The following is a 15,328-nucleotide window of genomic DNA, read 5'->3' as shown; positions in this document are numbered from 1 at the left end:
TTTTGGAGCAGTACCATGGCTTACAGTGAAAAAGTGATAGATCATTATGAGAATCCACGTAACGTTGGTTCTTTTGATAAAAACGATCCTTCGGTCGTGACCGGTATGGTAGGCGCGCCTGCTTGCGGTGACGTGATGAAACTTCAGTTGAAAATTGGTGCTGATGGCATCATTCAAGACGCTAAGTTCAAAACCTACGGTTGTGGTAGCGCGATTGCGTCTAGCTCACTGGTAACTGAGTGGGTTAAAGGCAAGACTATCGAACAAGCTGCGGCGATCAAAAACACGGATATCGCTGAAGAATTGGCATTGCCACCAGTGAAGATCCACTGTTCAATTTTGGCTGAAGATGCCATTAAAGCTGCTATCGACGAGTACAAATCGAAACAAGCTAAGTAACATCTGGAGTTAAGATGGCGATTACAATGACCCCAGCGGCAGCCGATCGTGTCAGATCTTTCTTAGTCAACCGAGGCAAAGGTGTAGGCCTGCGTCTCGGCTTAAGAACATCAGGCTGTTCTGGTATGGCTTATGTACTTGAGTTCGTTGATTCTTTAAATGATGACGATGAAGTGTTTGATATCGAAGATGTGAAAATCATCATAGATGCCAAGAGCCTTATCTATCTTCAAGGGATCGAGCTGGATTTTGTTAAAGAAGGGCTGAATGAAGGCTTCCAATTTAATAATCCTAACGCAAAAGGTGAGTGTGGTTGTGGTGAGAGTTTCACTGTTTAACCGCTAAAGTTGACGCATGAATTATTTCGAGCTGTTTAAATTTTCCCCTGCCTTCGATATTGATACCGCCTTACTTGCAGAACGCTATCGCGAACTGCAACGGGCGGTTCATCCCGATAAATTTGCCAATGATACTGATCAGCAAAAATTGCTGTCGGTGCAGCGCACGGCGCAAGTCAATGATGGTTTTCAAACCTTAAAAGATCCCATTCGCCGCGCCGAGCATATGTTATCGCTGCGTGGTATTGAATTAAGCCATGAAACCACGACAGTGAAAGATACTGGCTTCTTGATGCAGCAAATGGAATGGCGCGAGGCGTTAGAAGATATACGCGATAGTGCCGATCCTCAAGCGAGTATTGACGAGCTATATCAATCGTTTGCGCAGTACCGCGCGCAACTCACTCAGCAATTGACTCAACTGTTAACCAGTGAGCAGGCTGAAGATGCATTGTTAGCGGCAGATCAAGTTCGCAAACTCAAATTTATGGCAAAATTACACGACGAGTTGACCAGAGTCGAAGACGCTCTGTTAGATTGATTTTCCGTGTTTATGTTACTTTGCTGACTCAAGTACGCTTGAGTTGGCATTACTAAGTTGGATATATATGGCCCTTTTGCAGATAGCTGAGCCCGGTCAAAGTGCCGCGCCGCACCAACATAGACTTGCCGTTGGCATCGATTTAGGTACGACCAATTCTTTGGTGGCGGCCGTTCGAAGTGGAGAGACGGCAACCCTGCCGGACGAACTTGGACAGCATTCATTACCTTCTATCGTGCGTTATACCCAAGATTCAGTCGAAGTCGGCGCACTTGCGGCGTTGAGTTCGGCGCAGGATCCGCAAAACACGATCGTTTCGGTAAAGCGTTTTATGGGCCGCAGCCTAGCGGATATTCAAGCTGGCGAGCAATTATTGCCCTACGAGTTTGCCGAAAGCGAAAACGGTTTACCTTTATTTGTGACTCCCCAAGGCCAAGTGAATCCCGTGCAAGTGTCTGCGGAGATTTTACGCCCGCTGATCGCCCGCGCTGAAAAAACCTTAGGCGGCGAACTGCAAGGTGTGGTGATCACTGTGCCTGCGTATTTCGACGATGCTCAGCGCCAAGGCACAAAAGATGCCGCAGCTTTGCTGGGTGTTAAAGTGCTACGTTTGTTGAATGAACCGACGGCTGCTGCGATTGCCTATGGCTTAGATTCTAAGCAAGAGGGCGTGATTGCCATCTATGATTTAGGTGGCGGCACTTTTGATATTTCTATTTTGCGCTTGAATCGCGGTGTATTCGAAGTGTTAGCCACCGGTGGTGACTCAGCGCTTGGTGGCGATGATTTCGATCATTTACTGCAAGCACATATGCAACAAGTGTGGCAGCTTAGCGACATCGACTCACAATTAAGCCGTCAACTGTTGATTGAATCGCGTCGAGTCAAAGAAGCCTTAACGGATGCTGCAGAAACTGAAGCAAAAGTGATCCTTGCCGATGGTACTGAACTGACGCAAATCGTTACTAAAGCTGAATTTGATGCCATGATTACGGCATTGGTGAAAAAGACGATTGCCAGCTGTCGCCGTACCCTGCGTGATGCGGGCGTGACGACGGATGAAGTGCTTGAAACTGTGATGGTTGGCGGTTCAACGCGCGTGCCATTAGTGCGTGAACAGGTCGAAGCTTTCTTCGGTAAACCACCCCTGACGTCTATCGATCCTGATCGTGTTGTCGCCATTGGTGCGGCCATTCAAGCCGACATTTTAGTGGGTAACAAACCCGAATCGGATTTGTTATTGCTCGATGTGATCCCTTTGTCATTAGGCATAGAGACCATGGGCGGCTTAGTGGAAAAAGTGGTATCGCGTAATACCACGATTCCGGTTGCACGGGCGCAGGAATTTACCACCTTTAAAGATGGTCAAACGGCCATGGCATTCCATGTGGTGCAGGGCGAGCGTGAGCTCGTTGCCGATTGCCGCTCACTGGCGCGTTTTACCTTAAAGGGTATTCCGCCGTTAGCTGCAGGCGCTGCGCACATTCGGGTGACATTCCAAGTAGATGCTGATGGTTTACTTAGCGTGACGGCGATGGAGAAATCCACCGGCGTGCAGTCTAGTATTCAAGTTAAGCCGTCTTTTGGTTTATCGGATACTGAAATTGCCACTATGCTGAAAGATTCGATGAAGTATGCTAAAGACGATATCGGTCGTCGTATGCTGGCTGAGCAGCAAGTGGAGGCGGCGAGGGTACTCGAGTCTTTACATGCAGCGTTAGCGAAGGATGGCGATTTGCTGAATGCCGATGAGCGTGGGCAGATTGATGCTACTATGGCCAATGTGGCCCAAGTGGCTACGGGCGATGATGCCGATGCGATTAAACTCGCGATTGAAAAACTGGATGAGCAAACCCAAGATTTTGCTGCCAGACGTATGGATAATTCTATTCGAGTGGCATTTAAAGGCCAGTCGATCGACAACATATAGGTGATGTAATGCCCCAATTAGTCTTTCTTCCCCATGCCGAGTTGTGCCCTGATGGCGCTGTGCTTGAGGCGAATGTTGGTGAGACCATTCTCGATGTTGCGCTGCGTAATGGCATCAATATCGAGCATGCCTGTGAAAAGTCCTGTGCTTGCACGACGTGTCACTGTATCGTGCGTGAAGGCTTTAATGATCTTGAGCCAAGTGATGAGCTAGAAGATGACATGTTAGACAAAGCATGGGGACTCGAGCCCGAAAGCCGTCTATCTTGTCAGGCTAAAGTGGTCGACACTGACATGGTGATTGAGATCCCTAAATACACGGTTAACATGGTTAGCGAAGGCAATTAATATTGCTTCGATAATGATTAAAACCAGTCCACGTGACTGGTTTTTTGCTTTTGGCGTTGAGCATTTGTGCAACTAATCTTGTCTATGCCTCTAGTTGTTTGATTTATCCTTGCGCAGGCGTATTATGCGCTCAAAATTAATGGTTGCCGGAGACCAAATGAGAATAGCGATTTTATCGCAAGGGCCAGAGTTATATTCAACGAAGCGACTCGTTGAAGCGGCTCAATTACGTGGTCATGAAGTACACGTAATCAATCCCCTTGAATGTTATATGAATATCAACATGCGGCAATCGAGTATCCACATTGGCGGGCGAGAGTTACCTGGATTTGATGCCGTGATCCCCCGTATTGGGGCGTCGATTACCTTTTATGGTTCGGCGGTGTTGCGCCAATTTGAGATGATGGGCGTCTATGCCTTAAATGATTCAGTTGGAATTTCCCGCTCACGGGACAAATTGCGTTCTATGCAGCTGATGTCACGCCGCGGTATTGGTTTGCCTATTACCGGTTTTGCCAATAAACCGAGTGATATTCCAGACTTAATTGATATGGTGGGTGGCGCGCCTCTGGTGATTAAATTACTCGAAGGCACCCAAGGCATTGGCGTGGTATTAGCCGAGACCCGCAAAGCGGCTGAGAGTGTGATTGAAGCCTTTATGGGCCTTAAAGCCAACATCATGGTGCAGGAATATATCAAAGAAGCCAACGGCGCAGACATTCGCTGTTTTGTGCTCGGCGATAAAGTGATTGCCGCCATGAAACGTCAAGCTATGCCCGGTGAGTTTCGCTCTAATTTGCACCGTGGTGGCACGGCGAGTTTAGTCAAACTGACTCCTGAAGAGCGCTCTGTAGCTATTCGTGCGGCGAAGACGATGGGATTGAATGTGGCAGGGGTTGATTTGTTACGCTCAAACCACGGTCCAGTGATCATGGAAGTGAACTCCTCACCAGGGCTTGAGGGGATTGAAGGCGCCACCACGAAAGATGTGGCGGGTGCTATTATTGATTTTGTTGAAAAAAATGCGATTAAAGTAAAAAAGGTGACGCAAGCACAGGGTTAGCACCCTTGGTGTCGAGTATTGACTACGGAATATCAACACTTGATTCACCTCCTTATGGGTAACGGCGTTAAGCACTAGCTTACCCATTCAAGCGAACCGAATAGGGGAAAACGATGACATTAACTTGGATAGATTCGTTAGATATTGCGTTGGAATTACTCGAAGCACACCCAGAGGTTAATCCTACTCAACTGCATTTCACCCAACTGTATGAGTGGGTGTTAGCTTTGAATGATTTTGCTGATGATCCTAAGCATTGCAATGAAAAAATACTGGAAGCAATTCAGCAGTGTTGGATTGATGAAAAGTAGTGAGCACAGTTGTAGTCCGGCTTTTTATGTGAGGCATCTTGTCCTTCAGAAGATTAACTAAGGTGATTTATCTCACGTATTTGCAGTGGCGCAGAGAATATTTGGCGAGAGTTTGATCACAGTCAAGTTCATTTTCAGTGGATATCGTAATTTGTTGTATATTGGTTAAGGCATTTATATGGCTTAACTTTATTATCGCAACTGCAAGGATGTTCACATGAAACTTTTGCTTGTATTGTTATGTATGCTTGTCCCTTCAATGGCTTGGGCTCATCCAGGTCATGGCGGTGTTGGTTTATTCCATCACTTGTTAGATCTTGCTCCCGCAGTCATTTTAGTCGCTTTAATTGCATGGGCTGGTATTTGGGCAAAAAACAAAAAATAATCCCATTTTTTAATGAGTTAATGAACCCTGCTAAGGATTTATCCTCCTAGCGGGGTATTTTGCGTGATCAAGCTGATTACGAATAAAGCGAATGTGCGCAATATCTCAGACTAATTTGCTATAAAGATAGGATTTAGCTTTTAAATTTCGTATAATCCGCGCGAATTTTTTAAACTTGCTGACAAAGGAAGCTAGTTATTATGGCGATCGAACGCACATTTTCTATTATCAAGCCAGATGCTGTTGCAAAAAACCACATCGGTGCTATCTACAATCGTTTTGAAACTGCTGGTCTTAAGATCGTTGCAGCTAAAATGCTTCACCTGACTAAAGAACAAGCCGAAGGTTTCTATGCTGAGCATAGCGAGCGCGGTTTCTTCGGTGCTCTGGTTGCATTCATGACTTCTGGTCCAATCATGGTCCAAGTATTAGAAGGCGAAAACGCTGTTTTAGCTCACCGTGAAATTTTAGGTGCAACTAACCCAGCTCAAGCGGCTCCAGGTACTATCCGTGCCGATTTCGCAGAAAGCATCGACGAAAACGCAGCTCATGGCTCTGACGCCGTTGAATCTGCTGCTCGTGAAATTGCTTACTTCTTCAGTGCTGAAGAACTGTGTCCACGCACTCGTTAATTCGATGCTAAGACTGAAAAAGGAGCCCTAGGCTCCTTTTTTATTGGTCTTGTTAAATTCTGCGCATTTTTTAAATTTTCTTGCTTGAAATTTTCCCTTCCGTCCTTATATCTATTTCAGGATCGCTCTATGAGGATCCTAGTGTGAATTCTGTGCCGTAAGGGCAGAAATTTAACTTGGCAGACTCTACAAGCGTTTTCATCGTGAAAACCGTCCGCCCATTCTCCATATTGCTTAAGACAAGGATATGAATATGCGTAATTATGATCTAGCTCCCCTGTACCGTAGTGCCATTGGTTTTGACCGTTTAGCTCAGCTGGCAGAACATGCCGCCGCTAATAATGGCAATACTGGCTATCCCCCATATAACATTGAATTATTAGGCGAAAATCGCTATCGCATTACTATGGCCGTGGCCGGATTCTCAATGAATGAACTTGAGATCAGCAGTGAAGGTGAGAAATTACTGGTGAAAGGCAACAAAGCTGAAAGCCAAACCGAGCGTAAATACTTGTACCAAGGCATAGCGGAACGCGGTTTTGAGCGCACTTTCCAACTGGCAGACTATGTCACTGTGCTCGGCGCAAGTTTAGAAAATGGCTTACTTAATATTGATTTAGTGCGTGAAATCCCTGAAGCGTTGAAACCACGCAAAATCGAGATCACTTCATCGCGCTTGCTAGACAGCCAGTCATAATTGACACTGTGGTAACCACCTAAAAACAAGGGGAGCATAATGCTCCCCTTGATGTTTTTGTGTTCACGCAAAAAATGTCCGCGAGATTTCCGTGAGAAAGTTACGCTTTCATGGCCTTTTCGCCGCGAGCCAAACCCACCACACCGGAGCGAGAGACTTCGACCAATTTAGTCACTTCACCTAGCGCATTAATAAACGCATCGAGTTTCTCTGATGTGCCGACCATTTGGATGGTATATAAATTGGCGGTGACATCGACAATTTGGCCGCGGAAAATGTCCGCCATCCGTTTAACTTCTTCCCTAAACTCGCCTTGGGCGCGGACCTTGATAAGGGCTAATTCGCGTTCAATATAAGCAGACTCGGTAATATTCGAAACTTTTAACACATCGATGAGTTTATGTAACTGCTTCTCTATCTGCTCTAACACCATTTCGTCGGCAACGACCGTGATGTTAAGCCGCGACAGTGTGATATCGTCCGTTGGCGCCACCGTTAAACTTTCAATGTTATAACCGCGCTGTGAAAACAAACCGACCACACGAGACAGGGCGCCGGATTGGTTTTCTAATAATACAGATATAATTCGACGCATTAGCATTTCTCCGTCTTAGTCAGCCACATTTCATTCATCGCACCACCGCGGATCAACATGGGGTACACGTGCTCAGTTTCATCCACCATGATGTCGATAAAGACCAATCTGTCTTTCATCGCCAGCGCTTCAGCCATTTTTGACTCAAGTTCGGCGGGATCGCTGATCGTCATACCTACATGGCCATAGGCCTCGGCAATTTTGGCAAAATCGGGTACTGAATCCATATAGGAATGTGAGTGACGGCCAGAGTAAATCATGTCCTGCCATTGTTTAACCATACCAAGGAAACGATTGTTTAAGTTGATAATTTTAACCGGCGTATCATATTGCAGCGCGGTCGAAAGCTCTTGAATGTTCATCTGAATTGAACCATCACCCGTGACACAGACAACCGTGGCATCAGGCATCGCCATTTTAACCCCCATCGCGGCGGGTAGGCCAAATCCCATGGTGCCTAGACCACCTGAGTTGATCCAGCGGCGCGGCTTATCGAACGGATAGTACAAGGCGGCAAACATCTGATGCTGGCCAACATCAGAGGCGACATAGGCATCGCCATTGGTTAGCTTATACAAGGTTTCAATCACTTGCTGTGGTTTGATGCGACCACTGTTTTTGTCATAGGCCAGACAATCGCGGCCGCGCCATTGCTCAATATCATTCCACCAAGTGGCGATGGCATCGTTGTCATTGTGCTCGTTCGATTCATCTAATAGTGTCAACATGCTGTCTAAAATACTGTCTGCCGACCCTACGATGGGAATGTCGACGTGGATAGTTTTTGAAATAGACGAGGGATCAATATCTATGTGCAAAATTGTTGCATTCGGGCAATATTTTTCCACATTATTAGTGGTTCTATCGTCGAAGCGCACACCAATACCGAAGATCAAATCGCAGTTATGCATAGTCATGTTGGCTTCGTAGCGACCGTGCATCCCTAGCATGCCTAGGCTGTTTTTGTGGGTACTTGGAAAAGCCCCGAGTCCCATAAGTGTGCTGACGACGGGAATATTTAATCTCTCAGCTAATTGTAAAATTTGCTTATCACAACCCGAGATAATGGCGCCGCCACCGACATAGAGCACAGGCTTTTTAGCCGCTAATAGTGCCTGTAGTCCACGACGGATCTGTCCTTTATGCCCCGAGGTTGTCGGGTTGTATGAGCGCATTTTCACGCTTTCGGGATAAATATATTCGTGCAGTAGCGCTGGGTTTAAGCAATCTTTTGGCAGGTCGACGACCACAGGCCCAGGACGGCCGGTAGAGGCAATATAAAAGGCTTTTTTTATCGTTTCAGGGATTTGAGTGGGATCTTTTACTAAAAAGCTGTGTTTGACCACTGGACGAGAGATGCCGATCATATCGCATTCTTGGAAGGCGTCATTACCGATAAGGTTGCTCGGTACTTGACCCGATAATACCACGAGGGGAATAGAGTCCATGTAGGCGGTGGCAATACCGGTAATCGCGTTGGTGGCACCGGGTCCTGAGGTGACTAATACCACACCCACTTTACCCGTGGCACGGGCGTAGCCATCGGCCATGTGTACGGCAGCTTGTTCGTGGCGAACGAGTATGTGTTCAATACCTGGGATAACGTGCAGGGCATCGTAGATATCTAAAACTGAACCGCCAGGATAGCCAAAAATGTGTTTTACGCCTTCATCAATCAAAGAACGCACTATCATGCTGGCGCCGGATAACATCTCCATGTGGAACTCCTATTGCATAGTACCGTTACGGTAAACAGTATTTTGTTACAGCGACGGTAATCGCTCTAAAAATTAAGCCTGAAGGGTAATTCAGACTCCGAAATGCTGAACTGACTTCGTAGAAGACAAGTGATTCATCCTTAGGATGCAGCAACTGTTGCAATGAACAGAATTTCATCATATTCAAAAAAAACAACATTTCAAGCCTTTAATGTAAAAAATAACCAACTTGAAACAATTTCACGTTTGAATGGCTGGATAACTTGCTGGAATCGCTAAGTAATCTAGGCTGATTTATGGGCTTATTTTATATTTTTCAGATTGTTAGATGCTTAAAAAGCAAAAACGGCACTAAAAGTGCCGTTTTGGTGTGGGACGTTAGATAAGCAGATACTTAACTGTTGCGATTAAATATTACTTATTTGCTACAAAAAGCCAATGCGCTGTTTTCACGCGATCAAACATGTGTTGCCGATGTGGCATTGGCATCCATGATTTCTTAAAAATAGATCCTTAAATCGTCGGCTGTATTTGATGCTTTGGACGATTAAATTGGCAAATACCGACTAACACAATAGAGCCTAACATGAGGGCAGAGAAGGGCACTGCTGTGCCATCATAGAACACCGCTAATAATGGCCCCGCTAACGCGCCACAGCCAAATCTTAAGGTGCCAATAACCGCCGTTGCCGTTCCGGTTTCTTGTTTGAACTTCATCAGCACTATCGCATCGGCGTTGACCGACATCACCCCTAGGCTGCCCATCAAAGGAATAAGCATGATCACGGTAAAATGATAGCTCATATCCAGTAGGTTGACGGTTAATAAACCAGCTCCCGCAATAGCGCCAAAAAAGGTCGATACGTGCAACATACGCAGCGAACCATAGCGGCCGACAATGCGAGTATTAATGATATTGGCCAACATCAAGGCGCCAACGTTGGTGCTAAACAAGATGGCAAAATAGGATTTATCTAAGGCAAAGACTTCCATATAAACGAAGGGGGATGCGGTGAGATAACAGAAAAACGCAAAAGACGTTAACACGCCGCTGGCAATGTTTAACTTAACGCCAGATCGGGAAAATACGGTCGCATAGGCACCAAGAAACGATTTTTGGCTGCGGGTATCCATATCTTTATCGCTGGGCATTTTTAGCGCAAACAGCACGAGTAATAACAGGGTTGCGGCATAGGCAGATTGAATGAAGAAGATTAAATGCCAATCACCGAGTTCTAAGATAACGCTGCCAATGCTAGGTGCCAGTAATGGCGCTAACATCATGATTAAACTCACGTAAGACATACCTTTGGCGGTATTGTCGCCATAGACTTCTTTGATGTATCCCGGCACCACCACAGTCGCTGCTGCGCCGATAAAGGCCTGCAAAAAGCGTAGTCCAAGAAAGATTTCGACTTGACCAGCAAAACCAATCAATAAACTTGTTAGCATAAAGCCACTCAGCCCCATTATCACCATAGGGCGACGGCCAATGCGGTCAGCTAAGGGACCGAAACACAACATGCCCAGTGCATAACCTGCTAAGTAGATACTCAGGGACTGTTGCACTGTTGTGATATCGGTATGAAAACTAAGGGCCAATGTCGACATCGCAGGTAAGTACATGTCGATGGCCAATGGTGTGATCGCGACAATCGCCGCTAGCATGGGAATAAGCAGTGCTAAATTCGGTATACGTCTGCCGTTATGGGCAGAAGGTTGTGATTGTGGGTCCACTGTTACCTCGGGTGGCGAAAGAATTGAAAGCGTATTTCTCAGGGTTATGCGGCGTGGTTTAAATTGTACTAGGACAATTCACTCTAATCCGTCCATTTTTAGCCAGCATCTTGCGCTAATTGGCGATGTTTGGGGAAAAGTGAATTGTGCTTCGATCAATTTTCACGGTAAGGCATTAAGCAATAGCATAGTAAAGCGCTAGGACAAATAAACCAATCTTTGCGATGATTTCTTTACCGTATTTTACCGATTAAATTGTAACTAAGTAGTAAGTCTCGATAATCGAGGCATAACCTTGGCGGCTCGAGCCGTTATCCTCCAATATGCTTCATTCAAAAGTGTTAGTTGTCATCTGAGTGTCACTGCTTTGTCATCTAGGTGTCTTTTATGCTGACTAATTTAGTGGGCTTTAGCTTCACCCTACTAAAAATAAAATATTCAGGAATGACACGATGAAAACACAACGACCCCCGCTTGCAGCCGCCATTATGGCGAGCTTATTACTCGGTGCTTGCAGCGGTGATGATGGCGCAGTAGGTGATAAAGGCGACAACGGCTTAAATTCACTGGTTAAAGTGACCGCATTAACTATCGGTGATGCAAATTGTCCCGCTGGTGGTCAGCGTATCGATACCGGATTAGATGCCAACCATAATGGACAATTGGATAACAGTGAAATTGCAGTCGCGCAAACCCAATATGTTTGCCAGCCACAAACTGCAAGCTTAAAAGCTGAGTTAATTGGTCGTCATCAGACTGGCGTTTATGGCTTAAGTGCCGCCGAAATCGTTGAATATCACAGTGCATCTAACCGTATTTTTGTGGTCAATGCGATTAGCGGCAAAGTCGATATTATCGATGGCAGCTTATTAGCGATGGCATCAAACGCCACAGATCCTTTAGCATTGAATAATCTCGACAAATTAGCAGAACTCGATGTTGCTAAGGATGTGGGTCAAACCTTTATGGGTAGCGTTAACAGCGTGAGTATTTCAGGCAACTTGTTAGCGGCTGCCATTGAGCGTGGTGACGCTGCAGGCAATAAAACCCAAGCCAATGGTTTTGTGGCTTTTTATCAACTTAACGGCACAGATGCTCCGCAGTTTATCAGCGCCGTCGAAGTCGGTGCTTTACCCGATAATGTAGTGTTCACCCACGACGGTAAAACCTTACTCGTGGCCAATGAAGGCGAACCTAATCCTGCTTATACCTTAGATCCTGAAGGCAGTGTTGCGCTGATTGCTATTACTGACGGTAAGCCTGCAGCCGCTGCGACCATCATAGATTTTAGTGTGTTTAATCAGGGCGGTGCGCATGCAAGTGAAATCACCGCTGACATTAAAATTAATGGTCCAATGGCGAGTGTGGCGCAGGATTTAGAACCTGAATATATCGCCATTAGCCATGATAACCGCCGTGCATTTGTCAGTTTACAAGAGAACAATGCTATTGCCGTGATTGATATCGCCAATGCGAAAGTCTCGAAGATTTTACCGCTAGGCCTCAAAGATTACGGGCTTGGTGTGAATAAAATTGATGTGAGTGACAAAGATAATCTTGTGAACCTGCAAAGCTACACTGGGGTGTACGGCATGTATCAACCCGATACCCTTGCTAGCTACCGTTGGAATAACACTGACTTTATTGTGACTGCGAATGAAGGTGACTCCCGTGACTATGCGGCTTTTTCGGAAGAAGCCCGCGCAGGGGATTTAGTGCTCGACTCGAATCATCCGCAATTTGCCAACGCGAAAGATAAAACCCAATTAGCGCGTCTTAAGGTAACGAAGAGCATGGGGGACGATGATAAGGATGGCGACTACGACAAAGTCGTGAGCTTTGGTGCTCGTTCCTTCTCGATTTGGAATGCTGATGGTCAGCAAGTGTTTGACAGTGGCAGTGATTTTGAACGTATTACCGCCGCACTACTGGGGGATAAGTTCAACAATAACAACGAAGAAAATAAAGGTGATAGTCGCAGCGATGACAAGGGGCCAGAGCCAGAAGCTTTAGCCCTAGGCCAAATTGGTCAACGACTATATGCCTTTGTTGGTTTAGAACGTACCTCTGGCTTTATGATCTATGACGTGACTAATCCTTTTGATGTGCATTTTGTCGACTATGTTGTGAACCGTGATTTTGAAGCTGACTTCGTTGTCGATACCGCTACAGGTGCAGTTAAAGGTGATGCAACATTGGCGGGTGATTTAGGGCCAGAAGGGATGAAATTTGTCAGTGCCGATAAAAGCCCTAACGGTAATCCTTTGTTAATCATAGGCAATGAAGTTAGTGGCACCACGAGTGTTTACCAACTTAAGATTAAATAGTGGTGCACTAGTAAGTTATAGCTAATGGCTCACCGATAGTTCATCAAGCTTGTTAGTAACATCAGCGCCAGTAGCATGCATGCTACTGGCGCTTTTTTTATTCACTTTTCTACAAAATTCGCCATTTTGTGTGAATTAACTTCATCTTAAATGGCGCATAAAAATTGGCTGAGCTTAATGGTCCTTTAAGCGCCTTTACACTACGGAATAGGCATTTTGTACGAGGGAGTGAATCGTTGCTTCGATACACTCAATTGCATGCTGAAATTGATTGTCGTTTTCGGCGCCACCAAGGCTCAAGCGGATAAAATTGTCATGGCAATTAAAGTCATCACCATTACGGACTAATATGCCTTTTGCGGCCAGTGCGGTAACGAGGTGATGGGCTTTGATATCTTCTGGCAGTTGTATCCAACCGTTTAACCCTCGCCAAGTTTGGGTTAATCCCAGCCGTTCGCCCATAGTGATACAGTGACTTTGGCGTTGACGTACAAGCGTATCTCGTTCTGCAGTGATATGACCTTTCTTTATCAACTGACAGGCTATTTCAATATTCAGCGGCGACACCATCCAGCATTGGCTATGAATAGCGAGTCGCACTTGGGCGATAAGGGCGTCAGGAACCAGAATAAAACCTTGCCTTAAGCCGCCAGAAAACAATTTGGACAGGCTGGAAATATAAATCACCCGTGGTATCGCCAGCTGTTTTGCTAATTGCCACAGGGGCGAATGCCATTCTTCAGGTAAACAATAATTCACGTCATCTTCAATGATATAGAATTGATATTGCTCTGATAATTCAAGGATTTTCTGCCGCTGTGATTCACTGTACTGAATGCAAGTGGGGTTTTGATTATTCAGCGTGAGATAGACTAATTTAGGGTTGTGGATCTGTAATAGGGCTTCAAAGCGCGGCAGATCTAATCCTTCGTGGGTAAGGGGCACTCCAACGCTAGTGACACCAAGCTGTTTAGCACAAATTCTCACGCCTGGATAACTGTATTGCTCGTGTAACAGTACATCGCCTGTTGATAAAAATGCGCTCAAACAGGCAAAAATGGCTTGCTGGCCGCCATGGGTAAAGACCAGTTGCTCGGGCGTTTGCTGTATGCCGCGTTGGTTTAACCATTGGTGGAACACTTGTTGGTGTTGATCTAATGGACTGGCGCGATAACCGAGTAACTGACTCAATTTAGTGGGGTCTTTCGCTAATTGGCTGAGGCAATCGCTTAGGGTGCTGATTTGATCTGTGAGTGGCTGCTGACAGGTCGCCATATTCAATTGTACGTTACCCATTTCAGGTACAGGGGAGGCGTTGACATAGGTGCCATCTCCCACTCGTGCTTCGACGTAACCTCTTTGTTCCGCCAATGCATAGGCGCGGGTCACAGTGCCAATAGTGATGCCTAAGGCATCGGCTAAACGGCGCTGCGGTGGCAGTTTACTGCCTTGGGTTAACACCTTCTGCAAAATGCCTTGTTCTATGGCACTGACTAAGCGCTGATATTTCGGGCCTGAAAAAGTCGTTAGGTCTGGCGTCCAGATTGTACCCATGACAATAAATCCATTGATCTCTAATATTCTCCGTATATTATTTATTGCATCTTTTTATGTCAATAAATGTATGCATACAATTTAAGGCGAATATGAATACTGCACTACTTTATGATCCACAATTATGGACTTTAATGGCCTCGACCGCGCTGTTTTGCGCGACTATGACAATGACTCCCGGACCGAACAATATTCTCTTAGCTAGCTCTGGAGCGCATTTTGGTGTGCTGCGTACCGTGCCACATATTGCAGGGATCCGCTTGGGTTCGACCTCTTTACATCTTGCGGTATTATTCGGCCTCGGTACCTTGTTTGAAGCATTACCGGTATTGCACCAAGTATTGAAATATTTCGCTTTGGCGTATTTGCTGTATCTCGCATACAAATTAGTGACGTCGCCAGTGCAGAGCACGCATTTGGATGATGGACGAAAACCTATGAGGCTCATTGAAGCTGCATTATTTCAATGGATTAATCCTAAATCTTGGATGTCGACGATTACCCTGTGTAGCGCTTTTACATTAAGTGGCGATGGCTTTTGGTTGAGTGCGTTTCTTGGCGTATTGATGTTCAACATAGTGGGATTTCCTGCATCATTTACTTGGGTATTTGTCGGTGCAGCGATCAGTAAGAAACTCAATACCGATAGACGTAAGCGCCATTTTAATTGGTTTATGGGCAGCTTGCTCTTAGTGTCATTACCTATGATATTACGCTAGCTTGGCTTGAATTAAGTGCCTAAGCCTATAAATAT

Annotated in this window: 16 protein-coding genes; 12 read left to right on the top strand and 4 right to left on the bottom strand. The window is 45.8% G+C overall.

Annotation, left to right across the window (positions count from 1 at the left end; all coding sequences use genetic code 11):
* Positions 1 to 15 precede the first annotated feature (15 nt).
* From iscU to L5M38_RS03745, 10 genes are all read left to right on the top strand, one after another.
* Positions 16 to 399 (top strand): Fe-S cluster assembly scaffold IscU, encoded by a 384-nt coding sequence (iscU, locus tag L5M38_RS03790; RefSeq protein ID WP_006081856.1) that lies wholly within the window; start codon positions 16 to 18, stop codon positions 397 to 399.
* Between the two features lie 14 nt (positions 400 to 413).
* The gene (gene iscA / locus L5M38_RS03785) at positions 414 to 737 is read left to right on the top strand and encodes an iron-sulfur cluster assembly protein IscA (RefSeq protein WP_006081855.1); all 324 of its coding nucleotides are present in this window, start codon (positions 414 to 416) and stop codon (positions 735 to 737) included.
* A 16-nt stretch (positions 738 to 753) separates the two neighbouring features.
* Positions 754 to 1,278 (top strand): co-chaperone HscB, encoded by a 525-nt coding sequence (hscB, locus tag L5M38_RS03780; RefSeq protein WP_113940596.1) that lies wholly within the window; start codon positions 754 to 756, stop codon positions 1,276 to 1,278.
* A gap of 67 nt (positions 1,279 to 1,345) precedes the next feature.
* Positions 1,346 to 3,208, top strand: a complete 1,863-nt coding sequence (gene hscA, locus L5M38_RS03775) for a Fe-S protein assembly chaperone HscA (RefSeq protein ID WP_263167251.1) — start codon at positions 1,346 to 1,348, stop codon at positions 3,206 to 3,208.
* Positions 3,209 to 3,216: 8 nt separating this feature from the next.
* The gene (fdx, locus tag L5M38_RS03770; RefSeq protein WP_006081852.1) at positions 3,217 to 3,555 is read left to right on the top strand and encodes an ISC system 2Fe-2S type ferredoxin; all 339 of its coding nucleotides are present in this window, start codon (positions 3,217 to 3,219) and stop codon (positions 3,553 to 3,555) included.
* A 157-nt stretch (positions 3,556 to 3,712) separates the two neighbouring features.
* Positions 3,713 to 4,618, top strand: a complete 906-nt coding sequence (gene rimK / locus L5M38_RS03765) for a 30S ribosomal protein S6--L-glutamate ligase (protein ID WP_263167252.1) — start codon at positions 3,713 to 3,715, stop codon at positions 4,616 to 4,618.
* A 113-nt stretch (positions 4,619 to 4,731) separates the two neighbouring features.
* A complete protein-coding gene (gene iscX / locus L5M38_RS03760) occupies positions 4,732 to 4,929 on the top strand; it encodes a Fe-S cluster assembly protein IscX (RefSeq protein ID WP_028759821.1) in 198 nt (65 codons plus the stop codon).
* A 217-nt stretch (positions 4,930 to 5,146) separates the two neighbouring features.
* On the top strand, positions 5,147 to 5,314 hold the full coding sequence (locus L5M38_RS03755) for a hypothetical protein (RefSeq protein ID WP_081729028.1): 168 nt from the start codon (positions 5,147 to 5,149) through the stop codon (positions 5,312 to 5,314).
* Positions 5,315 to 5,514: 200 nt separating this feature from the next.
* Positions 5,515 to 5,946 (top strand): nucleoside-diphosphate kinase, encoded by a 432-nt coding sequence (gene ndk / locus L5M38_RS03750; protein ID WP_011789197.1) that lies wholly within the window; start codon positions 5,515 to 5,517, stop codon positions 5,944 to 5,946.
* 253 nt (positions 5,947 to 6,199) lie between these two features.
* A complete protein-coding gene (locus L5M38_RS03745) occupies positions 6,200 to 6,643 on the top strand; it encodes an Hsp20 family protein (RefSeq protein WP_028759822.1) in 444 nt (147 codons plus the stop codon).
* 100 nt (positions 6,644 to 6,743) lie between these two features.
* Here the strand turns inward: L5M38_RS03745 and ilvN are convergent, their stop codons facing one another.
* The 3 genes from ilvN to L5M38_RS03730 form a co-directional block, all read right to left on the bottom strand.
* On the bottom strand, positions 6,744 to 7,238 hold the full coding sequence (gene ilvN, locus L5M38_RS03740) for an acetolactate synthase small subunit (RefSeq protein WP_173244657.1): 495 nt from the start codon (positions 7,236 to 7,238) through the stop codon (positions 6,744 to 6,746).
* On the bottom strand, positions 7,238 to 8,956 hold the full coding sequence (locus L5M38_RS03735) for an acetolactate synthase 3 large subunit (RefSeq protein ID WP_263178407.1): 1,719 nt from the start codon (positions 8,954 to 8,956) through the stop codon (positions 7,238 to 7,240). The genes ilvN and L5M38_RS03735 overlap by 1 nt, the downstream gene beginning before the upstream one ends.
* 513 nt (positions 8,957 to 9,469) lie before the next feature.
* Positions 9,470 to 10,693 carry a multidrug effflux MFS transporter gene (locus tag L5M38_RS03730; RefSeq protein WP_263178405.1) on the bottom strand — a complete coding sequence of 408 codons (1,224 nt, stop codon included), beginning with the start codon at positions 10,691 to 10,693 and terminating at the stop codon, positions 9,470 to 9,472.
* Between the two features lie 452 nt (positions 10,694 to 11,145).
* Here L5M38_RS03730 and L5M38_RS03725 point away from each other — a divergent pair, with 452 nt between their 5' ends.
* Positions 11,146 to 13,020 carry a choice-of-anchor I family protein gene (locus L5M38_RS03725; RefSeq protein ID WP_263178403.1) on the top strand — a complete coding sequence of 625 codons (1,875 nt, stop codon included), beginning with the start codon at positions 11,146 to 11,148 and terminating at the stop codon, positions 13,018 to 13,020.
* Between the two features lie 195 nt (positions 13,021 to 13,215).
* On the opposite strand, the gene L5M38_RS03720 is transcribed toward L5M38_RS03725, so the two are convergent.
* Positions 13,216 to 14,574 carry a PLP-dependent aminotransferase family protein gene (locus tag L5M38_RS03720; protein ID WP_263178401.1) on the bottom strand — a complete coding sequence of 453 codons (1,359 nt, stop codon included), beginning with the start codon at positions 14,572 to 14,574 and terminating at the stop codon, positions 13,216 to 13,218.
* 92 nt (positions 14,575 to 14,666) lie between these two features.
* Between L5M38_RS03720 and L5M38_RS03715 the strand changes: the two genes are divergently transcribed.
* On the top strand, positions 14,667 to 15,293 hold the full coding sequence (locus L5M38_RS03715) for a LysE family translocator (protein WP_263178400.1): 627 nt from the start codon (positions 14,667 to 14,669) through the stop codon (positions 15,291 to 15,293).
* The last annotated feature ends 35 nt before the right edge of the window (positions 15,294 to 15,328 follow it).

Origin of the sequence: Shewanella sp. SM101 (assembly GCF_025654465.1) — a bacterium.
Classification (GTDB): domain Bacteria; phylum Pseudomonadota; class Gammaproteobacteria; order Enterobacterales; family Shewanellaceae; genus Shewanella; species Shewanella oncorhynchi.
This window is presented reverse-complemented; position numbering and strand designations above follow the sequence as displayed.

Coding starts and splice junctions, on each gene's coding strand:
- iscU (WP_006081856.1), top strand. CDS start 16: ATGGCTTACAGTGAAAAAGTGATAGATCATTATGAGAATCCACGTAAC.
- iscA (WP_006081855.1), top strand. CDS start 414: ATGGCGATTACAATGACCCCAGCGGCAGCCGATCGTGTCAGATCTTTC.
- hscB (WP_113940596.1), top strand. CDS start 754: ATGAATTATTTCGAGCTGTTTAAATTTTCCCCTGCCTTCGATATTGAT.
- hscA (WP_263167251.1), top strand. CDS start 1,346: ATGGCCCTTTTGCAGATAGCTGAGCCCGGTCAAAGTGCCGCGCCGCAC.
- fdx (WP_006081852.1), top strand. CDS start 3,217: ATGCCCCAATTAGTCTTTCTTCCCCATGCCGAGTTGTGCCCTGATGGC.
- rimK (WP_263167252.1), top strand. CDS start 3,713: ATGAGAATAGCGATTTTATCGCAAGGGCCAGAGTTATATTCAACGAAG.
- iscX (WP_028759821.1), top strand. CDS start 4,732: ATGACATTAACTTGGATAGATTCGTTAGATATTGCGTTGGAATTACTC.
- L5M38_RS03755 (WP_081729028.1), top strand. CDS start 5,147: ATGAAACTTTTGCTTGTATTGTTATGTATGCTTGTCCCTTCAATGGCT.
- ndk (WP_011789197.1), top strand. CDS start 5,515: ATGGCGATCGAACGCACATTTTCTATTATCAAGCCAGATGCTGTTGCA.
- L5M38_RS03745 (WP_028759822.1), top strand. CDS start 6,200: ATGCGTAATTATGATCTAGCTCCCCTGTACCGTAGTGCCATTGGTTTT.
- ilvN (WP_173244657.1), bottom strand. CDS start 7,238: ATGCGTCGAATTATATCTGTATTATTAGAAAACCAATCCGGCGCCCTG.
- L5M38_RS03735 (WP_263178407.1), bottom strand. CDS start 8,956: ATGGAGATGTTATCCGGCGCCAGCATGATAGTGCGTTCTTTGATTGAT.
- L5M38_RS03725 (WP_263178403.1), top strand. CDS start 11,146: ATGAAAACACAACGACCCCCGCTTGCAGCCGCCATTATGGCGAGCTTA.
- L5M38_RS03720 (WP_263178401.1), bottom strand. CDS start 14,574: ATGGGTACAATCTGGACGCCAGACCTAACGACTTTTTCAGGCCCGAAA.
- L5M38_RS03715 (WP_263178400.1), top strand. CDS start 14,667: ATGAATACTGCACTACTTTATGATCCACAATTATGGACTTTAATGGCC.